20 protein-coding genes and 1 tRNA gene are annotated in these 23,372 nt (G+C 67.2%); 11 read left to right on the forward strand and 10 right to left on the reverse strand.

All coding sequences use genetic code 11. The features are described from left to right. Positions 1 to 91: 91 nt before the first annotated feature. The 6 genes from D9X30_RS04135 to D9X30_RS04160 form a co-directional block, all read right to left on the reverse strand. Complete coding sequence (locus tag D9X30_RS04135; RefSeq protein WP_153948151.1) at positions 92 to 835, reverse strand: phosphatase PAP2 family protein; 744 nt, start codon at positions 833 to 835, stop codon at positions 92 to 94. Between the two features lie 360 nt (positions 836 to 1,195). After that, positions 1,196 to 1,282 (reverse strand) — tRNA-Leu (locus tag D9X30_RS04140). A gap of 219 nt (positions 1,283 to 1,501) precedes the next feature. Then, a complete protein-coding gene (locus D9X30_RS04145; RefSeq protein ID WP_153948150.1) occupies positions 1,502 to 2,827 on the reverse strand; it encodes an MFS transporter in 1,326 nt (441 codons plus the stop codon). Positions 2,828 to 2,951: 124 nt separating this feature from the next. After that, positions 2,952 to 4,274 carry an amidase gene (locus D9X30_RS04150; protein WP_153948149.1) on the reverse strand — a complete coding sequence of 441 codons (1,323 nt, stop codon included), beginning with the start codon at positions 4,272 to 4,274 and terminating at the stop codon, positions 2,952 to 2,954. 8 nt (positions 4,275 to 4,282) lie between these two features. Then, on the reverse strand, positions 4,283 to 4,960 hold the full coding sequence (locus tag D9X30_RS04155) for a DUF2848 domain-containing protein (protein WP_153948148.1): 678 nt from the start codon (positions 4,958 to 4,960) through the stop codon (positions 4,283 to 4,285). Between the two features lie 34 nt (positions 4,961 to 4,994). Next, on the reverse strand, positions 4,995 to 5,693 hold the full coding sequence (locus D9X30_RS04160) for a GntR family transcriptional regulator (protein ID WP_249640877.1): 699 nt from the start codon (positions 5,691 to 5,693) through the stop codon (positions 4,995 to 4,997). Between the two features lie 244 nt (positions 5,694 to 5,937). On the opposite strand from D9X30_RS04160, the gene D9X30_RS04165 reads away from it, so the two are divergent. After that, a complete protein-coding gene (locus D9X30_RS04165) occupies positions 5,938 to 6,723 on the forward strand; it encodes an IclR family transcriptional regulator (RefSeq protein WP_153948255.1) in 786 nt (261 codons plus the stop codon). Between the two features lie 25 nt (positions 6,724 to 6,748). Here the strand turns inward: D9X30_RS04165 and D9X30_RS04170 are convergent, their stop codons facing one another. Continuing rightward, positions 6,749 to 7,996, reverse strand: a complete 1,248-nt coding sequence (locus D9X30_RS04170) for a Zn-dependent hydrolase (RefSeq protein ID WP_153948147.1) — start codon at positions 7,994 to 7,996, stop codon at positions 6,749 to 6,751. Positions 7,997 to 8,260: 264 nt separating this feature from the next. On the opposite strand from D9X30_RS04170, the gene D9X30_RS04175 reads away from it, so the two are divergent. The 8 genes from D9X30_RS04175 to D9X30_RS04210 all read left to right on the forward strand — a co-directional run bounded on the left by D9X30_RS04175 (position 8,261) and on the right by D9X30_RS04210 (position 16,120). Further along, positions 8,261 to 9,838: an ABC transporter substrate-binding protein gene (locus D9X30_RS04175; RefSeq protein ID WP_228770943.1), complete on the forward strand. Its 1,578-nt coding sequence runs from the start codon at positions 8,261 to 8,263 to the stop codon at positions 9,836 to 9,838. Between the two features lie 194 nt (positions 9,839 to 10,032). After that, on the forward strand, positions 10,033 to 10,983 hold the full coding sequence (locus D9X30_RS04180; protein WP_153948146.1) for an ABC transporter permease: 951 nt from the start codon (positions 10,033 to 10,035) through the stop codon (positions 10,981 to 10,983). Positions 10,984 to 10,993: 10 nt separating this feature from the next. Next, the gene (locus D9X30_RS04185) at positions 10,994 to 11,881 is read left to right on the forward strand and encodes an ABC transporter permease (RefSeq protein WP_153948145.1); all 888 of its coding nucleotides are present in this window, start codon (positions 10,994 to 10,996) and stop codon (positions 11,879 to 11,881) included. Positions 11,882 to 11,892: 11 nt separating this feature from the next. Beyond that, on the forward strand, positions 11,893 to 12,975 hold the full coding sequence (locus D9X30_RS04190; RefSeq protein ID WP_153948253.1) for an ABC transporter ATP-binding protein: 1,083 nt from the start codon (positions 11,893 to 11,895) through the stop codon (positions 12,973 to 12,975). Between the two features lie 16 nt (positions 12,976 to 12,991). Continuing rightward, on the forward strand, positions 12,992 to 14,053 hold the full coding sequence (locus D9X30_RS04195) for an ABC transporter ATP-binding protein (RefSeq protein WP_153948144.1): 1,062 nt from the start codon (positions 12,992 to 12,994) through the stop codon (positions 14,051 to 14,053). Between the two features lie 34 nt (positions 14,054 to 14,087). Then, entirely contained in the window at positions 14,088 to 15,278 is a 1,191-nt protein-coding gene (locus tag D9X30_RS04200; protein ID WP_153948143.1) for an amidase, read from the forward strand. A gap of 77 nt (positions 15,279 to 15,355) precedes the next feature. Further along, positions 15,356 to 15,769, forward strand: coding sequence for a DUF3830 family protein (locus D9X30_RS04205; protein ID WP_153948142.1), 414 nt, complete (start codon positions 15,356 to 15,358; stop codon positions 15,767 to 15,769). Between the two features lie 114 nt (positions 15,770 to 15,883). After that, positions 15,884 to 16,120, forward strand: a complete 237-nt coding sequence (locus D9X30_RS04210) for a hypothetical protein (protein WP_153948141.1) — start codon at positions 15,884 to 15,886, stop codon at positions 16,118 to 16,120. Positions 16,121 to 16,141: 21 nt separating this feature from the next. On the opposite strand, the gene D9X30_RS04215 is transcribed toward D9X30_RS04210, so the two are convergent. Beyond that, positions 16,142 to 19,252, reverse strand: coding sequence for an efflux RND transporter permease subunit (locus D9X30_RS04215; protein WP_153948140.1), 3,111 nt, complete (start codon positions 19,250 to 19,252; stop codon positions 16,142 to 16,144). A 9-nt stretch (positions 19,253 to 19,261) separates the two neighbouring features. After that, complete coding sequence (locus tag D9X30_RS04220) at positions 19,262 to 20,380, reverse strand: efflux RND transporter periplasmic adaptor subunit (protein ID WP_502799609.1); 1,119 nt, start codon at positions 20,378 to 20,380, stop codon at positions 19,262 to 19,264. A gap of 531 nt (positions 20,381 to 20,911) precedes the next feature. On the opposite strand from D9X30_RS04220, the gene hpnD reads away from it, so the two are divergent. Beyond that, on the forward strand, positions 20,912 to 21,742 hold the full coding sequence (gene hpnD, locus D9X30_RS04225) for a presqualene diphosphate synthase HpnD (protein WP_249640878.1): 831 nt from the start codon (positions 20,912 to 20,914) through the stop codon (positions 21,740 to 21,742). A gap of 93 nt (positions 21,743 to 21,835) precedes the next feature. After that, positions 21,836 to 23,098, forward strand: a complete 1,263-nt coding sequence (locus D9X30_RS04230; RefSeq protein ID WP_153948137.1) for a Zn-dependent hydrolase — start codon at positions 21,836 to 21,838, stop codon at positions 23,096 to 23,098. On the opposite strand, the gene D9X30_RS04235 is transcribed toward D9X30_RS04230, so the two are convergent. Continuing rightward, positions 23,099 to 23,341: a hypothetical protein gene (locus tag D9X30_RS04235; RefSeq protein WP_228770936.1), complete on the reverse strand. Its 243-nt coding sequence runs from the start codon at positions 23,339 to 23,341 to the stop codon at positions 23,099 to 23,101. Positions 23,342 to 23,372 lie beyond the last annotated feature (31 nt).

A 23,372-nucleotide genomic window follows, 5' to 3' on the forward strand; every position in this document is an offset into this window, starting at 1 on the left:
TTGGGGCCTTTTGAGGCAGCAGTGGCCGGCTGATGATCTACGATGCTGCGTTTCCCGCGCATTGCGTTTTCAGGGCATCGATCGGCGTTGTCTAGAACCGAGCGCTGGCTGAGGAGGCCGGTGGCCGTTCGTGGTCGCTGCGGAGGGTCTTGAGGACGCCTGAGCCGATCATCAGCGCCTCGTCGAAATGTGTCGCAAGCCCGAAGCTGAGCAGAAACATACAAACGTAGAACGTGGCTTCGAATCGTCGGGACAAGACCAGGAATGGCTCGGCGAGGAGCCGGCGACAGAAGGGGCGCGTCATTACCAGGCAGACGACAATCCCGATGACGCCGCCACCCAATACGTCGGTCGGATGGTGCAGGCCCACGTACACCCGCGACAGGCAGATGAATACCAGCGTGTAGAGCAGTGCCACAATGCCCAGCCGCTTCGAAGCCACCCAGATGCCCGTGGCAATGGCGAACCAAAGCATGGCGTGGTCGCTGGGAAAGGCGCTCCACGTTCTGATCCGGTCCTCGGACGACATAGGGAAGTGCAGGCCGAGCTGCGGATTGGCGAAGGGCCGGAGGCGGAACGGCACCCAATGGGCGAGGAGACGGCCAATCAGCAACGCGCACAGCCCCGCCAATACGGTCGCAATGATGATCTCCCGGTTCCTGTCGCGCCGGGCGGGGTCCGACTCATGGAACCACAGCCACCAGAGGATAGCGATGAGCGGCACGCCGCGCAGCAGGTAGAACTGCGTGGTCGCCATGGCCAGCCGATCGAACAGTTCCGAGCGGAACGCAAAGTGGTTTAGCGCGTGCAACAGGCTGGCGTCAAATGGATTCATGGCTGCTTTCGACTGCGCTGGAGATAGTCAGCTCTATGGGGCCGAAGTATAGGGTCGCCGCGGCCCCTGAGTTGCCTGGCCCGCCGGGCACATGTGGGTATCCCCACACTGGTTAATCGGCGGTTAATCCTTGAGTGATTTGAAAAATAGACGAGAGCCTGCGTACAGCACCGAGGTCTCGCCTGTTCGCGCTGGGCGCGGCTTTTGCTCGGTGCAGAAAGCCAAGCTCGACAAGCCATTGGTACGTGCGCGCGAGGGGAACGCACTATGGTGCGTGTAGCTGGCCCTGACTTTCCGGCGTCTAGTGCCACCAAATGGCGCAGAGTGTAAAAGTTGCGATTACGCAACAAAAAGGTAGGTTGGTGCGAGGGAGGGGACTCGAACCCCTACACCATTGCTGGCGTCAGGACCTAAACCTGGTGCGTCTACCAATTTCGCCACCCTCGCAGTCCTGGAACCGGGCATTCACAAAGCAAAAAAGGCGGCTGGACTGCCCGCCTTTTCCTGCTTGTGGCTTGCTTTGGCGCATTGCGCGCCGGGATCCGGTTCGTGCCGCCGGCGTAACTTCAGCCTGCGGCGCAATAAGGATGCGGATTGTATCGCAAGGCGTCGGGGGAATCCAGCCCCCCGCCCGCCCGGCCGATAATGCCGCTTCACTTTTCCACTTTACTGGCGGGCGCGGATGAAGGCGATCACCAGGACCGTGGCGCAGGCCTCCAGGGCGGCCACGAAGTACAGGCCCGAAGCCAGCTGGCCGGTAGTGGTCTTGAACCAGCCGATCATGTACGGCGCCACGAATCCGGCCAGGTTGCCGATCGAGTTGATCAGCGCGATGCCGCCGGCGGCGGCGGTGCCGGCCAGGAAAGCCGAGGGCAGCGACCAGAACACCGGGAATGCGGCCAGGATGCCGACCGACGCCACGGTCAGCGCGATCAGGGCCAGCACGGCGCTGTGCAGCCAGAAGCCCGTCAGCGTGAGGCCCACGGCGGCCAGCAGCGTAGCCAGCGCGCAGTGCATGCGGCGCTCGCCGGTGCGGTCCGAGTGGATGCCGTTGAGCACCATGGCAATGGTGCCTGCCACGAACGGGATGGCCGAGACCAGGCCGATCCGCAGGTTGCCTTGCACGCCCAGTTCCTTGATGATCGACGGGGACCAGAACGCGATGGTGGCGTTGCCGCTCACCACGCAGAAATAGATCGCCGCGCAGATCCAGACGCGCGAGTTCGCAAAGGCGCCCTTCAGCGACGAATGCTTGGCGGGATCGCGGGCTTCCTGTTCGATGTCGCGCGTCACGATGGCCTGCTCCTGCTGCGACAGCCACCTGGCGTTGACGGGCTTTTCCGGCAGGTACATGAGCACGGCGATACCGGCCAGCACCGAAGGAATGCCTTCGATCACGAACAGCCATTGCCAGTTGGCCAGGCCGTCCACGCCGTCCATCGCGCTCATGATGAAACCGGCCAGCGGGCCGCCGACCACGCCTGCGATCGCAAACGACGTCATGAACAGGCCGTTGATGCGGGCACGCCGCGCGGCCGGGAACCAGTAGGTCAGGTACAGCACCACGCCCGGGAAGAAGCCGGCCTCGAAGATGCCCAGCATGAAGCGCAGCGTGTAGAACTGCATCGGCGTCTTCACGAAGATCATGGCCATCGACGCCAGGCCCCACAGGATCGTAATGCGCGCCAGCGTCTTGCGTGCGCCGATCTTTTCCAGCAGCAGGTTGCTCGGCACCTCGAACAGGAAGTAGCCGATAAAGAAAATCCCCGCGCCCAGCCCGTACACGGCTTCGCTGAACTGCAGGTCCTGGAGCATCTGCAGCTTGGCGAAGCCCACGTTGACGCGGTCGATCCAGGCCAGGATGAACAGGAATACGAGGAACGGAATCAGGCGCACGGTGATCTTGCGGTACGCCTCGTTGCGTTGCTGCGCCAGTTGCGCGGGCGGCAGGTTCTCCAGGGCGCCGGGGGCGCCGCTCATCACGGAAGACATCGGTGACTACTCCTTGGGTGTGGTTGGCGGGGCGCCGCTACGTTGGCGGCGCCCTCTCGCATTGCGCTGTGCTGGCGCTTGCTGCGGCGGCCGTGGGAATCCGGCCGGTGTTACGCGTAATACATCAGGACAGGATCGGCTCGATGGCGGCGGCCACCTGCAGCACGCGGGCATCGTTGCCATGCAGGCCGCAGACGCCCAGCCCGATCCCCTCGCCTATCGGCAGCGACGCCGCGCAGCCATCGAGGAAATTGATCACGCTCGGGTTGCGCAGCACCAGGCCGTTGATCGCGAAAAAGTCCTCGTCGCGCTGCAGCGCGTCCAGGTGCGGCGGACGCACGGCCACGCTGGGCATCAGCCAGGCATCGGCATCGCGCAGCAGTTCGGCCGCGCGCTGTTGCATGGCGCGGCGTTCTGCCAGCAGGACGATGTAGTCGGTGGCAGTCAGTTTCTCGCCGCGGCGGATGCGCTGGGCCACACGCTGGTCGTACTGGTCGCCCTTCGTTTGCAGCAGTTCGCGATGCCAGGTCCACGCTTCGGCCGCGGTCAGGCCGCCGGCAGCGTTGATCTCGGGCAGGCGGCGTAGTTCGGGGAAAGCAAATTCCACGATCTGCGCGCCTTGCGCCGACAGCTTCGCCAGCGCGGCCTCGAACGCCAGGGCCACCTCGGCATCCAGGCCGTCGGCCACGAAGTCGCGGGTCACGTAGAAGCGCAGGCCGCGCAGATCGGCCGCGCGCGTGTCCAGCGTCTGGCCGCTGAGCACCGCATCCATCGCCGCGCAGCACGCCACCGAGCGGGCAAGCGGGCCGGCCGAGTCGAGCGACGTGGACAGCGGCACGGCACCGTCCAGCGGCACGCGGCGCGCGGTGGGCTTGAAGCCGGTCAGGCCGCAGAACGCCGACGGAATGCGGATCGAGCCGCCGGTATCGGTACCCAGCGCGGCCACGGCCATCTGCTCTGCCACGCTCACGGCGCCGCCCGAGGTCGAACCGCCACTGATGCGATCGGGATCGAACGGCGTGCGCGGCGTGCCGTAGTGCGGATTCAGGCCAAGGCCAGAGAACGCGAACTCGCTCATGTTGGTGCGGCCGATCAGCACGGCGCCAGCGGCGCGCAGCCGCGCCACGGCGGGGGCGTCGGCCTGGGCCGGCGCGCTGCCGTCCAGTGCCTTCGAGCCGGCACGCGTCACCTGGCCGCGCACATCGAACAAATCCTTGATGGAGACCGGCAGCCCGGCCAGCGGCGATGCCACGTAGCCGGCGGCGCGGGCCTGGTCGGCCGCATGGGCCTGTGCCAGCGCGCCTTTGGCGTCGACGCTCATGAACGCCGCGCCGCCGGCCTGCATATGACGGTCGATCCTGGCCAGCGCGTCTTCGGTCAGGGCCACGCTGGTGGTCCGGCCGGCTGCCAGCGCGGCGGCCAGTTCTGCAATGGTCCTAGCAGTCATGGCGATGCTCACTCGGCAACGGCCAGCGTTTGCACGCGATAGGCGTGGCGCAGGCTGCGGTTGCGCACGGGGTCGTGCAGTTCCACTTCGAACGACTCGCCGTGGCCCATCTCGCCGATCACGGCCTGGGTGCCGCAGAACATCGCGGTGCCGGGCGGCAACTGCGATTCGCCGGTCAGGCGTTCGATCACGTCGCGCGGGTCCAGCAGGCGCGTCACCTTGCCTTCCTGGTACAGCGCGCGCTGGCCGTCGCGCACGCGCCAGCAGCGCATTTCCAGGGCGTCCCAGTGATCGGCCACCTCGTCGAATCGCCACACGTCGCGGCCCATCGGCTTGGCGCACATCTGCTTGGACACCGTCACGTCATACGCCTCGACCTTGCGGTCGGTGTGGTCCGATCCGATGCCGATATAGAGCGCATCGGCGCCCTGCAGCAGCACGAATTCGGTCTCGCCCGACGAGTCGTCGCGCGGCACTTCCAGCACGTCGTCGGTGGTCAGCAACTGGGCGGCCAGCGGATAGAACGTGGGCACGGTGGCCGGCGGCTTCACGCCGATGGCCTTCAGTTCGTCGATATGGTGCTGGACGGCTTCCATGTCGCGGCCAGTCCAGCCGGCGATGATCAGTCGTTCGATGTCGAGGGCGAGCGCGCCCCCGCCGGCTACCTGGAGATGCAGTGTCGGCATTGCGTACTACCTTGTTACGAGGAAAAAGTTCGGGTCAGAGTGTCCGGATGATGTTCTTCCGGAATTCGTCAATGTGTTCGCGGATGGCCTCGCGCACGGCCGGCACGTCGCGCCGCTCCAGGGCGTCGACGATCTCCAGATGCTCCTGGTAGACGTTCTCCAGGTGCTGCGGATCGGACAGCGAGAGGAACCAGAAGCGCGCCTGCTTCTCGTGCAGGCCGCGCAGCAGATCGGCCAGGACGCGGTTGCGCGAGGCGGCCGACATGGCCGTGTGGAACTTCAGATCCAGGGCGGCCAGCGCCGGGATGTCGCGTCGGGCGACCAGTTCGGGAGAGCGGTCGACGATGTCGCGCATCGCCTTGAAATCGCTGTCGTGGCCGCGCTCGCAAGCCAGCGTGGCGCACAGCACCTCGTTGGTGGCGCGCACTTCGATCATGTCCAGCACTTCATTGAGCGACAGCGGCGTCACCAGCACGCCCTTGCGCGGCAGGATCGACACCAGCCCTTCCACTTCCAGCCGATGCAGCGCCTGGTGGACGGGCGTACGGCCCAGGCCCAGCAGCGCGGCCACCTGGGCCTCGTTCAGCGGTTCGCCCGGACGGAATTCGCACGCGATGATGCGGCGCTTGATTTCGGTATAGGCCTGCTCGCGCATTGCCGCGCCGCTCTGGGCGGCAGTCGGCGCTGCGGGCGCGGGGTCGGCGGCGCCAACCAGTCGAATCGGATTCACCACGGCAGGGTCACGGTCGGTTCGTTTGAAGTTGCTGTGATACTAGTGTGATATTTCACTGGACACAACCGGGAATTTCCTAGGGGTAAACACCACGTATCGCCCGACAGCGCGCCATGTGACGGCCGTTGCGCCTATCATGAGCCGTCCGCTATGAATCGATAATCGATACATCAATATCTTGGTGCAATATGCAGCCATCGTGGTGCAGCGGATCACGACGATGGTGCCGAATCCGGATCTCCCCATGGCCATCACCGACGGCGACCGTCCCGACCCGCTCTTCAACCAGTCCCTGGAAAAAGGGCTCGAAGTCCTGCGCGCGTTCAGCGCCGTGCATCGCACGCTGACCCTGGTGGAAATCGCCACCCTCACCGGCATGACAAGGAGTTCGGCCCAGCGCACCGTCCATACGCTGGAACGGCTCGGCTACGTCGACAAGCACCCGCAGACGCGGCGCTTCCGGCTGACGCCCAGGGTGATGGAGATCGGCTACAACTACCTGGCGGCCGACGCGCTGATCCCGATTGCCAGCCCCTATCTGTCGCAACTGGCCAATGCCAGCGGCGAAACGGCCAACCTGACCGAGCCCGTGGGGCTCGACATGGTCTACGTCGCGCAACTCATGACCGCCAAGCACATGCCGGTGCTGACGCCGGTGGGCATGCGGATTCCGATGTACTGCACGAGCTCGGGCCGGGCCTACCTGAGCCAGTTGCCAGACGAGCAGGTGCGCGCGATGCTCGAAGCCTCCACGCGGCAGGCGCGGACGCCGGCCACGCTGACCGATGTGGAGGCGATCTTCGAGCAGGTGGTGGCATGCCGCAGCCTGGGCTATGCGTGCAATGAGGAGGAGCTGTTCCTCGGCGACATGGGCGTGGGGGCGCCCATCGTGAACAGCCGTGGCGAGGCCGTTGGCGCGGTACACGTATCGCCGCCGGCCAGCCGCTGGACCATGGCCGACGCGCAGAAGAAGCTCGGGCCTCTGGTGATCGAATGCGCGTGGGCGATCTCGCGGTCGATCGCCCACTGACTCTGCCGTTTCGCTGGCGGCAGGCTTACCGCGCGTGCTCCAGCATCGCCTGCAGCAGCACGTTGGCGCCGGCTTCGATATGCTCGGGCAGCGCATCTTCCAGCTCGTTATGGCTGATGCCGTCCTTGCACGGCACGAAGATCATGCCCGTGGGCGCGCGTTGGGCCACGTAGACGGCGTCATGCCCTGCCCCGCTCACCACATCCATATGCGGCAGCCCCAGTGACGCGGCCGCGCGCCGCACGCTGTCCACGCACGCGGGCGCGAAGATGCAGGGCTCGAACTTGACCACCTGACGCACGGCCACCGTCACGGCGGCGGCGTCCGCGATGCCGGCAAACGCGGCGCGCATCGCCGCGTCCATGCGGTCGAGCCCGGCCTGCGACAGGTTGCGGAAGTCCACCGAGAAATCGACGCGCCCCGGAATCACGTTGCGCGAATTCGGCTTGACCTCGACAAAACCCACGGTGCCGCGCCCATGCGGCGCCTCGTCGCGCGCAATGCGGTTGACGGCCTCGATCATGCGCGCCGATGCCAGCAGCGCGTCGTGGCGCAGCGCCAGCGGCGTGGGGCCCGCATGGGCGTCCTGGCCGGTTACGGTCACGTCGTACCACTGCTGGCCCAGCGCGCCGCTGACCACGCCAATCGGCAGGCCGGCGGCTTCCAGCACGGGCCCCTGCTCGATATGCGCCTCGAAATAGGCCGCGTACATGCCGCCCGGTACCTGGCCGGCGGGCTGCGTCCCCAGGTAGCCGATGGCTTCGAGCGCCTCGCCCACGCTCACCCCGTCGCGGTCCTGCTGCGCGCGCGCGAACGCCCCGTCGAATACCCCGGCGAACACCCCAGACCCCATCATCACCGGGGTGAAGCGCGTGCCTTCCTCGTTGGTCCAGAACGCCACTTCCAGCGGGGCGCGCGTGGCAATGCCCAGGTCATTGAGCGTGCGCATGACCTCCAGCCCGGCCAGCACGCCGAAGTTGCCGTCGAACTTGCCGCCCGATGGCTGGGTGTCGATGTGGCTGCCGGTGGCCACCGCCGGGGCGTTGGGGTCGGTGCCGGCGCGGCGCGCGAAGACGTTGCCGATCTCGTCCACGCGCACGTCGAGCCCGGCCTCGCGGCACCACTGCACCACCAGGTCGCGACCCTTGCGGTCTTCATCGGTCAGGGCGATGCGGCACACGCCGCCCAGGGGCGTGGCGCCGATCGCGCCCAGGTCCATCAGCGATTGCCACAGGCGGGCGCCATTGATGCGGGGAGTGAATTGCGAATCCATGTCTGTGTTGTCTGCAGTGAGTGAACATCGAGCGTCGAACCAGCAAGAAGCAGACCACGGGTGCCGGTAATCCATCGATGGTGCATGGGCACTGGCACATCACTTGCTAGTTCGAGACCGAACACAAGCGTTCAACCCATCCCCCAATCAGGAGCCCTGCCTGTGACCCTCTCCACGTATCCCCGCGCCAAAGGTTTCTCCGCTGTCGTCCGTTCGGCCTCGGCTGCCGTCGCCCTGTCGCTGCTGGCCCTGCCCGGCGCAGCCATGGCCGACAAGGTACTGCGCATCGGCATGACCGCCGCCGATATCCCGCGCACGCTGGGCCAGCCCGACCAGGGTTTCGAAGGCAACCGCTTCACCGGCATTCCGATGTACGACGCGCTGACCGCCTGGGACCTGTCCCGGAGCAACGGCCCGAGCCTGCTGGTGCCGGGCCTGGCCACCGAGTGGAAGGTCGACGACAAGGACAAGACCAGGTGGACATTCAAGCTGCGTCCCGGGGTGAAGTTCCACGACGGCTCGCCGTTCAACGCCGACGCCGTGGTCTGGAACGTCAACAAGGTGCTCGACAAGACCGCCAAACAGTTCGATCCGAGCCAGGTCGGGGTCACGGCATCGCGCATGCCCACGCTGCGCAGCGCGAAGAAGATCGACGACCTGACCGTGGAACTGGTGACGTCCGAGCCCGATTCGTTCGTGCCCTATAACGTGTCGAACCTGTTCATGGCGTCGCCCGCGCAGTGGGAGAAGAAGCTGGCCGCCGTGCCGGCGTCGGTGACCGACCCGGCCGAGCGCAGCAAGCAGGCATGGGTGGCGTTTGCCGCCGATGCATCGGGCACTGGCCCCTTCAGGATGACGCGATTCGTGCCGCGCGAGCGCCTGGAACTGGCAAGGAACGCCAGCTACTGGGACCCGAAGCGCACGCCGAAGCTCGACAAGGTCGTGATGGTGCCGATGCCCGAGGCCAATGCGCGCACGGCCGCCCTGCTGTCGGGCCAGGTGGACTGGATCGAGGCCCCCGCGCCTGACGCCATCGCGCAGATCAAGAGCCGTGGCTTCGAGGTCTACGCCAACGCCCAGCCGCACATGTGGCCGTGGCAGCTGTCGTTCGCGCCCAATTCGCCGTGGCTGGACAAGCGCGTGCGCCAGGCCGCCAACCTGTGCGTGAACCGTGCCGGCCTGAAAACGCTGCTGGGCGGCTACATGGCCGAGGCCAAGGGCATTGTCGAAGCCGGCAACCCGTGGTGGGGCAATCCCAAGTTCGACATCAAGTACGACCCTGCGGCGGCGCGCAAGCTGATGAGCGAGGCGGGTTACTCGGCCGCCAAGCCGGTCAAGGTCAAGGTGCAGGTGTCGGCATCGGGCTCGGGCCAGATGCAGCCGCTGCCGATGAACGAATACGTGCAGCAGAACCTCAAGGAATGCTTCTTCGACGTGGACTTCGACGTGGTCGAATGGAACACGCTGTTCACCAACTGGCGCATCGGCGCCAAGGACCCGAGCGCGCACGGCACCAACGCCATCAACGTCAGCTTTGCGGCAATGGACCCGTTCTTCGCCATGGTCCGCTTCGTCAGCACGAAAACCCAGCCGCCGGTTTCGAACAACTGGGGCTACTTCGGCAATGCCGAGTTCGACAAGCTGATCGAAACCGCGCGTACGTCGTTCGGCGAGAAAGACCGTGACGCCGCGCTGGCCAAGCTGCATGCCCGCATCGTCGAGGAAGCGCCGTTCGTGCTGATCGCCCACGACGTGGGCCCGCGCGCGATCTCGAAGAAGGTCAAGGGCGTGGTGCAGCCGCAAAGCTGGTTCATCGACATTGCGACGATGTCGATGGATTGAGCCGGCATGCAAATGCTGCCGGTTGCTCCCCTCTCCCATGTCAATGGGAGAGGGGCCGGGGGGAGAGGGCATGGCGGCCAGACGCGACTTGTCGAATCTTGAACTGCCGCCCTCTCCCCCACCCCTCTCCCGCACGCGGGAGCGGGGAGCCGTATGGAAACGTCCTCGCCACCCCCACAAGCCGGCCACAGACCATGACTTACCTGCTCCGCCGCATCGTGTATGCGCTGCCGATCCTGCTTGGGGTCGCCCTGCTCTGCTTCTCGCTGGTTCATATCGCGCCCGGCGATCCGCTCGTGTCGGTGCTGCCGCCCGATGCGTCCGAAGACCTGCGCCGCCAGCTGACCGCGCTGTACGGCTTCGACAAGCCGTTCCTGGAGCAATTCCTCCACTGGCTCGCGCGCGCGCTGCATGGCGACCTGGGGACGTCGATCGCGACGAACCGGCCCGTGATGGCCGAAGTGTCGAACGCGGTCATCAACTCGATCCGGCTGGCCGCCGTGGCCACGCTGATCGGCTTCACGTTCGGCAGCCTGTTCGGCTTCGTGGCCGGCTACCTGCGCGATTCGGTGCCCGACCGCGTGGCGTCGTTCCTGTCGGTGCTGGGCGTCAGCATCCCCCACTACTGGCTGGGGATGGTGCTGGTCATCGCGTTCTCTGTGCTGCTGGGCTGGCTGCCGGCCACCGGCGCCGGCCCCGATGGCTCGGGCTCCTGGCGGTGGGACTGGGAACACATCCAGTACATGCTGCTGCCGGCCGTGACGATGTCGGTGATCCCGATGGGCATCGTCGCCCGCACGATCCGGGCGCTGGTGGCCGAAATCCTGTCCAACGAGTTCATCGTCGGGCTGCGCGCGCGCGGGCTGTCGGAGTTCGCCGTGTTCCGGCACGTGGTCAAGAACGTGGCGCCCACCGCGCTGTCGGTCATGGGCCTGCAGCTCGGCTATCTGCTGGGCGGCTCGATCCTGATCGAGACGGTCTTCTCGTGGCCCGGCACCGGATTCCTGCTGAACTCGGCGATCTTCCAGCGCGATTTTCCGCTGCTGCAGGGCACGATCCTGGTCCTGGCCGTGTTCTTCGTGCTGCTGAACCTGCTGGTCGACGCGCTGCAGACGCTGTTCGACCCGCGCATCCAACGGAACTGAGGAGCCTGCCATGGAAATGACACTGAACAAGGCCGTGGCGCCGCTGCCGGTGGAACGCTCCCCCGGCTACTGGACCACCGTGGGCCGGCGCCTGCTGCGCAACAGGCTGGCGATGCTGGCCGCGCTGATCCTGCTGGCGCTGATCGCCATGGCCGTGTTTGCCCCGGCGCTGATGCCGGCCGACCCGTACGCATCGTCGATTCTCAAGCGGCTCAAGCCGATCGGCTTCGCGGGCTATCCGCTCGGCACCGACGAGCTGGGCCGCGACATGCTGTCGCGCCTGATGCTCGGCGCGCGGCTGTCGCTGTTCATGGGCATCACGCCCGTGCTGCTGGCGTTCGTGATCGGCAGCGCCATCGGCATCGTGGCCGGCTATGCCGGCGGCTGGACCAACACGGTCATCATGCGGCTCACCGACATCCTCTACGCGTTCCCGTCGGTGCTGCTGGCCATCGCGCTGTCCGGCACGCTCGGCGCCGGCGTGGGCAACGCGCTGCTGTCGCTGACCATCGTGTTCGTGCCACAGATCGTGCGCGTGGCCGAAAGCGTGACCACCCAGGTGCGCAACCGCGAGTTTGTCGATGCGGCGCGCGCCTCGGGCGCCTCGTCGCTGACCATCGTCCGGGCGCACGTGCTCAACAACGTGCTGGGGCCGATCTTCGTCTACGCCACCAGTCTGATCTCGGTGTCGATGATCCTGGCGTCCGGCCTGTCGTTCCTGGGCCTGGGTGTGAAGCCGCCCGAGCCCGAATGGGGCCTGATGCTCAACACGCTGCGCACGGCCATCTACACACAGCCGTGGGTGGCGGCGCTGCCCGGCGCGATGATCTTCCTGACCTCGATCTCGTTCAACCTGCTGGCCGACGGCATCCGCTCGGCCATGGAAATCAAGGAGTGAGCATGGCCGAGATGCTGGCAACCCCCCATCCCGTCGTACCGGGTGCCGCCGCCGATGTGGGCGGCCCCGCCCAGCCACTGGTGATCGCACGCGACCTGGTCAAGCATTTCCCGCTGAAATCTGCGGTGCCGTTCCGCGCCGGAGGCGTGGTGCGGGCTGTCGATGGCGTCAGCTTCGACGTGCGCAAGGGCGAAACGCTGGGCGTGGTGGGCGAATCCGGATGCGGCAAGTCCACCACGGCGCGGCTGCTGATGCAGCTGACGCCGCACGACAGCGGCGAACTGATCTTCGACGCCCAGGGCGTGGGCTCGCCGCAGTTGCCGATGAAGGCCTTCCGCAGCCAGGTGCAGATGGTGTTCCAGGACAGCTATTCGTCGCTGAACCCGCGTCTGACCATCGAGGAATCGATCGCCTTCACGCCGCGCGTGCATGGCGTGCCGTCCCGGGAAGCCACCGAGCGGGCGCGCTATCTGCTGGAACGCGTGGGCCTGGAGCCGAAGCGATTTGCCGGCCGCTATCCGCACGAACTGTCGGGCGGCCAGCGGCAGCGCGTGAATATCGCGCGCGCGCTGGCCCTGCGGCCGCGCCTGGTCATCCTGGACGAAGCGGTGTCCGCGCTGGACAAATCCGTCGAAGCCCAGGTGCTGAACCTGCTGCTGGACCTCAAGGCCGAATTCGACCTGACCTACGTCTTTATCAGCCACGACCTCAACGTGATCCGCTACCTGTGCGACCGCGTGATGGTCATGTACCTGGGCAAGGTCGTGGAGATCGGCGACACCGAATCGGTCTATGCCAACCCCGCGCACCCGTACACGCGCGCGTTGCTGGCGTCGATGCCGTCGATGGACCCCGACCACCGCACACAGGCCGCGCCGCTGGCCGGCGACCCGCCCAACCCTATCAACCCGCCGTCCGGCTGCAGCTTCCATCCGCGCTGCGCCCGCGCCGAGCCCGTTTGCGAACGCCGCGCGCCAATGCTGTCCGATGCGCTGGCCGGCCACCCGGTGTCGTGCCTGATGGCGATGCCCGACGGCGGCCATTCGCTGCCGCTGCGCCGCATGACGCCCGGCCTGCACGCCGCCACGCCCTGAATTGCGGGAGATTTCGATGTCCACAGACTCCACCAGATCCTCCTCCAGCCCCGCCGTCTCCGCCGGCGCCGCCAGCCCGGCCCCGCCGGCCGTCTCGGTGCGTGACCTGCGGGTGACGTTCTCGGGCGGCGGCAAGACCATCCGTGCCGTGAATGGCGTGTCGCTCGACGTCGCGCCGGGCGAAGCGGTTGCCCTGATCGGCGAATCGGGCTCGGGCAAGAGCGTGACGCTACGCGCCCTGATGCGCCTGCATCCGCCCCGCCGCACGACGATGCAGGGCGATATCCGCGTCGCCGGGCAGGACGTCCTCAAGCTCGACAAGCGCGCGCTGGCCCGCCTGCGCGGCGGCATCGTCGCCATGGTGTTCCAGGAGCCGCTGCTGGCGCTCGACCCGGTCTACACCGTGGGCCAGCAGATCGTGGAATGCATCCGCACCCATCGCAAGGTATCGCGGGCCGAAGCCCAGGCGCTGGCGCTCAAGGCGCTGGAATCGGTGCGGATCCCAAGCCCGGAGCGCCGCCTGCCCGCCTATCCGCACGAGATGTCGGGCGGCATGCGGCAGCGCGCGATGATTGCGCTGGCGCTGTCCGCGCAGCCGAAGATCCTGCTGGCCGATGAACCGACCACGGCGCTCGATGCCACGGTGCAGATCCAGGTGCTGATCCTGCTGCGCGAACTGCAGCGCGAACTGGGCCTGTCGATCGTCTTCGTCACCCACGACATCGGCGCGGCCGTGGAGATTGCCGACCGCGTGGCGGTGATGTACGGCGGCCGTATCGTCGAGGAAGGTCCGATCCGCACGCTGATGCGCGAGGCACGCCATCCCTACACCATCGCGCTGCTGCAAAGCCGCCAGCATGGCATGGACCGCGGCCAGCGCCTGCAGACGATCGGCGGCGCACCGCCCGACCTGGCCAACCTGCCGCCGGGCTGCACGTTCGCGCCGCGCTGCGCGCAGGCGCGGCCCGAGTGCCTGTCAGCCGTGCCGCCGGCGGTATCGCTGGGCGGCGGCCACCGCGTGAGCTGCGTGCTGGTATCCGAACCCGCCGCCAGCGCCTCCAGCGAATGCGCGGCATGACCCCTTACCTTCTCGACCAAGGAAACCGAACACCATGAGCCTGGCCACCCATCCCGCCCGCGCCTTCCTGCCCTACCCCGATGCCGCCGTGCCGAACGCGGGCACCGGCCCGCTGCGTGGCCTGACCTTCGCGGTCAAGGACCTGTTCGACGTAGCCGGCTACCCCACCGGCGGCGGCAATCCGCATGTGCTGGCACGCTCGGGCATCAAGACCACCACGGCGCCCACCGTCCAGAAGCTGCTCGACGCCGGTGCCAGGTTCATCGGCAAGGTACACACCGACGAGCTGGCCTTCTCGATGAATGGCCAGAACTACCACTACGGCGGCCCGTACAACGGCGCGGCGCCCGACCGCATCACCGGCGGGTCGTCGTCGGGATCGGCGTCGGCCGTGTCACACCAGCTCTGCGACTTCGCGCTGGGCACCGACACGGGCGGATCGGTGCGCGCGCCGGCCAGCCATTGCGGGCTGTTCGGCATCCGGCCCTCGCATGGCCGCATTTCGTTGCAGGACTGCATGCCCCTTTGCGAATCGCTCGATACCTGCGGCTTCTTTGCCCGCGATATCGCCACGTTCGCCCGGGTGGCGGATGTCCTGTGCGGCGCCGATGGCGATCCGCTGCCGGCCCGGCCCCGGCTGCTGCTGGCGTCCGACCTGTTCGAACTGCCCACCCCGGCCGCGCGCGCCGCGCTGGCGCCGACCGTGGCGCGCATCGAAGCCATCCTGGGCAGCGCCACGCCGGTGGACGTGGCGGACCGTCCGTTGTCAGACCTGTACTGGGCGTTCCGCTACGTGCAAGGCTGGGAAGCCTGGCAGGCCGACGGTGCGCTGATCGAAAACTACGGGTTGCAGCTCGGGCCCGATGTCGCCGGTCGCTTTGCGTTCAGCAAGGGCGTGACGCGGGCCCAGTTCGAACAGTCGAGCGCCGTGCGCCGCGAGTTCACCGCGCACCTGGGCCGGCTGCTGGGCCATGACGGCATCCTGGTGCTGCCGACCATGCCCGACATCGCCCCCCTGCGCGCCACGCCAATGGAGGTACTGGAGGACTACCGCACGGCGGCCGCCCACACGCTGTGCCTGACGCCACTGTCGGGATTTCCGCAACTGAGCCTGCCGCTGTCGGGGCGGGACAGGGCGCCGCTGGGCATCTCGCTGCTGGGGCCCAAGGGCAGCGACCGCAGCCTGATCGCCGTGGCGCAGACGCTGATGACGGCACTGGTCTGACGGGCCGGCATAGGCTACGCTCCACTGGACCCCGCCGCCCCGTGCCGGCGGGGACCGACACGCAACAGGAACACTCCATGACCCGACTCCGCATCACCGCCGCCGGCCACACATTCATCGCCGAGACGAACCCGGACGCCCCCGATACCGTGGCCGCCTTCATGAAGCTGCTGCCCTACCGGCAGAAGCTGATCCACGTGCGCTGGAGCGGCGAAGGCTGCTGGATTCCGCTGGGCGAATTCAAGCTCGGCGTGGGCTTCGAAAACCACACCAGCCATCCTTCGGTGGGAGATATCCTGTTCTATCCGGGCGGCTACAGCGAGACCGAGATCATCCTGGCCTATGGCAGCTGCTGCTTTGCGAGCAAGATGGGCCAGCTGGCCGGCAACCACTTCCTGACCATCGTCGAAGGCAAGGACAACCTGCGCGCGCTGGGCACCAAGGTGCTCTGGGAAGGCGCGCAGGACGTGGTGTTCGAACTGGCAGAGTAGCTGGCCGGGTTGCTGGCCCGCTAACTGGCCGAGTCACTGGCCAATTGACGCGCAGCCGGCTTCAGCTTGCGACGGGCGGCCGGCTCGGCCGCGACGCCGCACCGGAGACATCCCATGTACATGATCTACTGGACCGAGGCCACTGCCCAGGGCATGGCCCCGCACGCCCAATCGTTCCCGGGCGACGCACTGCGGGATGCCCTGCAGTTCGCCGAGGCGCTGCGCCGGCGGCAGTTCGCGGGCGAGCCGGTGAGCTTTGTGACGCTCTGTTCGGAAAACCCGAATTCGGTGGGCAAGCCCGGCGCGGCAGACCCGGCGCCGGACTACGAATGGAAGAAGCGCCGGCCGTAAGGCCAGCGCCCCCGATCCCGATCAGCCCGCCATCACTCCGCGCTCGTCCTCGGGCGGCTTGATGCGGAACCACGTGGCATAGAGCGCCGGCAGGAACAGCAGCGTCAGCACGGTGGCCACCACCAGCCCGCCCATGATGGCCACGGCCATCGGCCCCCAGAACGTGGATCGGGACAGCGGGATCATGGCCAGCACCGCCGCCGCGGCCGTCAGGATAATCGGCCGGAAACGGCGCACCGCCGATTCCACGATGGCGTTCCACGGCGGCAGCCCGGACCGGATGTCCTGCTCGATCTGGTCCACCAGGATCACCGAATTGCGGATGATCATGCCCAGCAGCGCCGTGATGCCCAACTGCGCGACAAACCCCATTGGCGAATGCAGCAGCAGCAGCGTGGCGGCGGCGCCAATCAGGCCCAGCGGCCCGGTCAGGAACACCATCACCGCGCGCGAGAAGCTGTGCAACTGCAGCATCAGCAGCGTGAAGATCAGGAAGATGCACAGCGGCAGCTGGGCCGCGATCGACGCGCCGGCCTTGCCGCTTTCCTCCTGGGCACCGGCGATCGTGATCCGGTAGCCGGCCGGCAGCGCGGCCCGGATCGGGTCCAGCTTGGGATTGATCTGCGCGGTGACGGTCGGGCCCTGGATGCCATCGACGATATCGGACTGCACGGTGATGCCGAAATCGCGGTTCTCGCGCCAGATCACGCCAGGCTCGGACTTCAGCGTGACGCGCGCAACCTGCGTCAGCGGCACGGCGCGCCCGGTGCTGGTGGGCACCAGCACGTTGTTCAGGTCCGACATCGTGTCGCGCTCGCTGCGCGGCGTGCGCATGATGATGTCGATCAGCTTGTCGGCGTCGCGATACTGGCCCACCGGCACGCCCGTCAGCACGGCCTGGGTAGCCCGCGCGATGGCGTTGGTCGTCACGCCCAGCGCCCGCGCCTTGTCTTGGTCCAGTTCCAGGCGCAGCATCTTGACGTTCTCGTTCCAGTTGTCATTGACGCCCACCGTGTTGGGGTTGGCCGTCATGATCGCCCGCACCTGGTCTGCCACCTTGCGTACCCCGCCGGCATCGGGGCCGATCACGCGGAACTGCACCGGATACTGCACCGGCGGCCCGTTCGGCAGCAGCTTCACGCGGCCGCGCAACTGCGGAAACTCCGTGACCAGCACGCGCTCGATACGCTTGCGCAACGCATCGCGCGCTTCCACCGTGACCGGCATCACGATGGCCTGGGCCACGTTCGACTGCGGAAAGATCTGGTCCAGCGGCAGGTAGAAACGCGGCGCGCCGGTGCCGACGAACGAAGTCACGCTTTGCACGCCCTTGTCGCGGCGCATGGCGGCCTCGAAGCGTTTGGTCATGGCCTCGGTCTCGGCAATGGCGGTGCCCTCGGGCATCCACAGCTCCACCATCAGCTCCGGGCGGCTCGAATCGGGGAAGAACTGCTTTTCGACGTACTTGAACGCCAGCAGACCCAGCGCGAACGCCACCAGCGTGATCGCGATCACCGTCTTGCGCCACGTGACGCACCAGTTCACCAGTTGCCGGAAGCGCGCGTAGAACGGCGTGTCGAACACCTCGTGATGGCCGCCGTCCTGCGTGCGTGTCTTCAGGATCAGGTAGCCCAGATACGGCGTGAAATAGACAGCCGCCAGCCACGACAGCACCAGCGCCAGCGACGTCACCGCAAAGATCGCGAACGTGTATTCGCCCACCGTGGAGCGCGCCAGCCCCACCGGCAGGAATCCCGCCGCCGTGATCAGCGTGCCGGTCAGCATCGGCATGGCCGTCGAGGTGTAGGCAAAGGTGGCCGCCTCCATCTTCGAGAAGCCTTCCTCGAGCTTGCGGACCATCATCTCCACGGCAATGATGGCGTCATCGACCAGCAGCCCGAGCGCGATGATCAGCGCCCCCAGCGATATCTTGTGCAGGCCGATGCCGAAGATGTTCATGAACAGGAACGTCACGGCCAGCACCAGCGGGATGGTCAGCGCCACCACCAGGCCAGGCCGCACGTCCAGGCGCAGCGGCCGGGTATGCAGGCCCAGCGCCACGAAGCTCACGCCCAGCACGATCACCACGGCCTCGATCAGCACGTGCACGAATTCGCCCACGCTGCGCTTGACGGCCTGCGGCTGGTCCTGCACCTGGTCCATCTCGATGCCCACTGGCAACTGCCCGCGCAGGCCATCGGTCACGCGGCGCAGTTCCTGGCCCAGCGCGATGATGTCGCCGCCCTTTTCCATCGAGATGCCCAGCCCGATCACGTCCTTGCCGTTGAAGCGCATCTTGCTGACGGGCGGGTCCACATAGGCACGGTACACGTGCGCGATGTCGCCCAGGCGGATATTGGCGATGCCGTTGGGCCCGCGCAGCACCAGGTTCTGCAGGTCTTCCACGTCGCCCAGCTGGCCCGTGACGCGCACCTGCAGGTTGTCGGTGGGCGTCACCAGCACGCCGCTGCCGGTGGGATTGTTCTGCTCCGAGATCTGGTTGGCGATGGCGTTGATGTCCAGCCCCAGCTGGGCGAATCGCGCCTGGTTGAACTCGATGAAGATCTTCTCGTCCTGCAGCCCCAGCAGCGTGACCTTGGCGACGGCCGGAATGCGCAGCAGTTCCTGCCGCACCAGGTCGGCGTATTCGCGCAGTTCCTTGTAGCTGAAGCCGTCGGCTGACAGCGCGTAGATCGAGCCGTAAACGTCGCCAAACTCGTCGTTGAAGAACGGCCCGCGCACGCCCTGCGGCAGGGTCTGCTGGATATCGCCGATCTTCTTGCGCACCGTGTACCAGATCTGCGCCGTGTCCTTGGCCGGCGAATTGTCGGCCAGCTGGAAAATCACCGTGGTCTCGCCCGGCTTGGAGAAACTACGAATCTTGTCGGCATACGGCACTTCCTGCAGTTGCCGCTCGATCTTGTCGGTGACCTGCACGGCAATCTGCTCGGCCGTGGCGCCGGGCCAGAAGGCCTGCACCACCATCACGCGGAACGTGAACGGCGGATCTTCGTCCTGGCCAAGCTGGAAGAACGCCAGCAGGCCGCCCAGCAGCAGCACGACCAGCAGGTAACGCGTGAGCGGCTGGTGTTCGAGCGCCCAGCGCGACAGGTTGAAACGGGAATGTTCCATGCGCCGCCCTCAGCCCAGGCGGCGGTCAAGGGCGCTCAGCTGCGCGCCGGGGTTCGAGGCCGGCTGGGCCGGCGCCACGCTCTGCATCGGCTTGACCTTCTGCCCGGGCTTGAGCAGATGGACGCCGGCCGTGACGATGGTCTGACCCGGCGTCAGACCCTGCCGCACCTCGATCAGGTTGCCCTGCGCCTCGCCCAGCGTCACCGGCACCGGCTTGACCGTACCGCTGCCGCCCTGCCCGGGCTGGTAGATCCACACGTGGTTGGCGCCCTTGTCCTGCAGCAAAGCGGTCAGCGGCACGCGGATCGTGGCTGCATCGCCGGTCCGGGTGAACGACACCACGGCCGTCATGCCGATGCGCAGGTCGGCCGGCGGGTTGGGAATGCTGACGCGGGTGGGATAGGTACGCGTGACCGGATCGGCGGCCGCCGAAATCTCGCGCACCCGGCCCGGCAACGTGCGGTCGGGGTCCGACCACGTATGGATCGACACATCGGTGATGCCACGCAGCATGTCGACCTGATCCTCGGGCAGGCCGATGGCCACTTCCTTTTCGGCGGTCTGCGCCACACGGATGACCGGCTGGCCCGGCGTGACCACCTGGCCCACCTCGGTGTCGATGGCGGTCACCACGCCGTCGGCGTCGGCCGTCAGCACCGCGTAGCCGGTCTGGTTCGACTGGTTGCGCAGGCTGGCCTGCGCCTGTTCCAGCCGCGATGCGGCCGAATCGAAGGTCGCCTGGCGGCGGTTCAGCTCCGCCGCGCTGATGAAGTTCCTGGCCGCCAGTTCCTTGTAGCGTTTCAGGTCGGCGGCGGCCAGGTCGCGGTCGGTTCTGGCCGCATCGTACTGGGCCCGCGCGCCGGACTCGGCCAATGCCAGGTCGGTCGGATCAAGCCGGGCCAGCGGCTGCCCCTTGCGTACGCTGGCCCCGACATCGACCAGACGGACCGCAATCTTGCCGCCCACCCGGAATCCCAGCCGCGACTCGATACGCGGGCGCACCTCGCCCGAAAACTCGTACTCGGTCTTGCCGGCCGCCGGGCTCAGTTGCATCAGGCGTACCGGCCGCACGTCCTCCACAGGCTCGGCCTGCTTGCCGCATCCGCCCAGTGCCAGCAGCCCCACCATGGCCAGCAGCCCCGCGGCCGCACGGGCCCGCACCGGCCGCACCGGGCGGCGTACGGCCAGGCGCGACTTGGGAACGAGATCAACTTCAGCGGCCGCAACTTCCGGCCTGGCAACGGGCACTGGCATGGACAAGCGTCTTTGAGTCGGTGGAAAGATGAAGCTGGGGTGCAGCAAAAACCGGCTGAAACTCGGGCTGAATCCGGCAGCGGTACTGCGCGGCCTTGCGGCCGGATGGTGTCTCGCTGGCGCCTCGGGTCGGGCGCGTTGCCGCCGTTCCGGTCGATTCCCGGAACTCCGGAAATCGGCCATGGGGAGTTAATAACTTTGCGGTCAGTAATATAGCGAGCGTCCATGAGTGCGTCAAACGCCGGATGACGAACGGCTGTATTCCGCGACAAAACGCCACGTTCCCGGCGCGGCACGCAATAAGGGCCTTTTTCATCACGCAATCGGCGGGGCCGCTCCAGGTGGCCAATGTTACAATTCGCCGCTTTGGCGCCGCCCCCGCCGCCCCACCAGAAAGAGATTGGCGTGACGCCCGATCAGTATTGCCAGGACAAGGCCGCGAAAAGCGGCTCCAGCTTCCATTACAGCAGCCTGCTCCTGCCCCCCGAACGCCGCCGGGCGCTGACGGCCCTGCAAGCCTGGCGCCTGGAGCTCGATGCCATCGTTCACGAGAACCATGATGCCGGCGTGGCCCTGCAGCGGCTGGACTGGTGGCGCGCCGAACTGCGCCGCCTGTACGAAGGCAGCCCGAATCATCCCGTCAGCCACGCGCTGCTGCCCTACGTGGCCAGCCTGCCCCAGGCAGAGATGACCCAGGTGCTCGATGGCACCGAGATGGACCTAGCCCAGTCGCGCTATTTCGACGAGGGGGCGCTCGGCCGGTACTGCAGGCTTGTGGGCGGTACGCTGGGCAAGCTGTCGGCACGGCTGCTGGGCTTTACCGATGAACTTACGCTGGAGTCGGCCGAAAAGCTCGGGCTGTCGCAGATGCGCATCCGCATCGTGCGTGAGGTGGGCCACGACGCCCGTCAGGGCCGCGTCTACATTCCCGTGGATACCCTGCAGCGATTCGAGGTGCCGGTGGCCGACATCATGCAGTCGCGCCATTCCCCGCAGTTTGTGACCTTGATGCGCGAACAGGCTGCGCTGGCCCGCACGCTGTACCAGGAAGCCCTGGCGCTGCTGCCCCGCGCCGACCGCCGGGCCCAGCGCGCGGCGCTGGCGCTGGCGGCCATCCACCATGCCTTGCTTGACGAGATCGAAGCCAGCGATTTCCAGGTGCTGACCCAGCGCATTGCGCTGACGCCCATGCGCAAGCTGTGGCTGGCGTGGAAGACCTGGCTCAGGAATGGCTGAGCGCGGGTGCCTTGCCGGGTCGACCCCTTCCGCTGCCTTCGCCGTCCCTTGCCGTCAGTCCCTGGCGGCCAGTCGTTTCAGAGTATTGATGCCATGACCACTGCCACGCCCTCTCTTGGCCAGCTGATTCTTGATCGCGCCGACGCCCTGGCCCGGCACTCCGATATGGAAGGCGGCCTGACCTGCGCCTACCTGACGCCCGCCCATACCCAGGCACAGGCGCTGCTGGCGCGCTGGATGGAAGATGCCGGCATGACGGTGCGCATCGACGCCATCGGCAACGTGATCGGCCGCTATGCCGCCGACCCGGCCGAGCCGGACCCCAAGGTGCTGATGACCGGGTCGCACTTCGACACGGTGCGCAACGGCGGACGCTACGACGGGCGGCTGGGCATCCTGCTGCCCATCGCCGTGGTGGGCGCGCTGCGCGACGCGGGCATCCGCCTGCCCTACCACTTCGAGGTCGTGGCTTTTGCCGAAGAAGAAGGCCTGCGCTTCAAGACCAGCTTCCTGGCCAGCAGCGTGCTGGCGAACCGCTTCGATCCGGCGTTGCTGGACCGCGTGGACACCGATGGCGTGTCGATGCGCGAAGCCTTGGCGCAGGCAGGCTTCCCGGGCGCGGGCAGCCTGAACGCGCTGCGCGCCGCGGCGGTCGATCCCGCCACGCTGGCCGGCTTTGTCGAGGTCCACATCGAACAGGGCCCGGTGCTGCTCAATCGCGGCCTGCCCCTGGGCATCGTGACGCAGATCGCCGGTAGCAGCCGCTTCCAGGTGCATGTGGAGGGCCTGGCCAGCCATGCCGGCACCACGCCAATGGATATGCGGCGCGACGCGGCCACCGGGGCGGCGGAAATGATCTTGCTGGTAGAGCAGCGCTGCGGCCAGGTGCCGACGCTCGTCGGCACGGTGGGCCAGTTGCAGGTGCCCAACGGATCGAGCAACGTGATTCCGGCCGCATGCGTATTTTCGATGGACATCCGCGCGGGCGAAGACGGCATCCGCGAAGCGGCCATCGCCGATATCGTGGCGGGCATCGAGACCATTGCGGCCCGGCGATCGCTCCAGGTCACCGTGGAACGGGTCACGCCGGTCAATAACGCGCCGTGCGCGCGCTGGCTGATGGACCAGTTCGCGGCGGTGCTGAGAAAGCGTGGGCTGGAGGCGTTCGAGCTGCCCTCAGGGGCCGGGCACGACGCGATGATGATGCAGCGGATCACCGATGTGGCAATGCTGTTCGTGCGCTGCGGCAATGGCGGGATCAGCCACAATCCGGCGGAAACGATCACGGTGGAAGACGCCCAGCAGGCCGCCGAGGTATTCGTGGACTTCCTGCGGCACTTCCGGGCGGCGGGCTGATCAGCCGCCCTGGTACATTTCCTTGCCGATGTCGTAAAGATTCTTGCGCAGCGTCTTGCGTTCGTCGGGCGACAGGCGCTGGCTGCCGCCGCGCTGCCCCTGACGCGCGGCACGCTCGGCCATGTCGCGCTCGGTCTCGGCACGATCATTGCGGCGCGGTGGCTGACGGTTGCGTTCGGGTGCCGGCGGGCTGCTGCCGGGCCCGCCCGGCGGCTGGCCCTTGGGATGAAGCAAATGCGCCATGCCCGCCGACTGGGCGAATGCCGGGGCAGGC

The organism is Cupriavidus sp. U2 (genome assembly GCF_009663685.2).
In the GTDB taxonomy this organism is placed as follows: domain Bacteria; phylum Pseudomonadota; class Gammaproteobacteria; order Burkholderiales; family Burkholderiaceae; genus Cupriavidus; species Cupriavidus necator_C.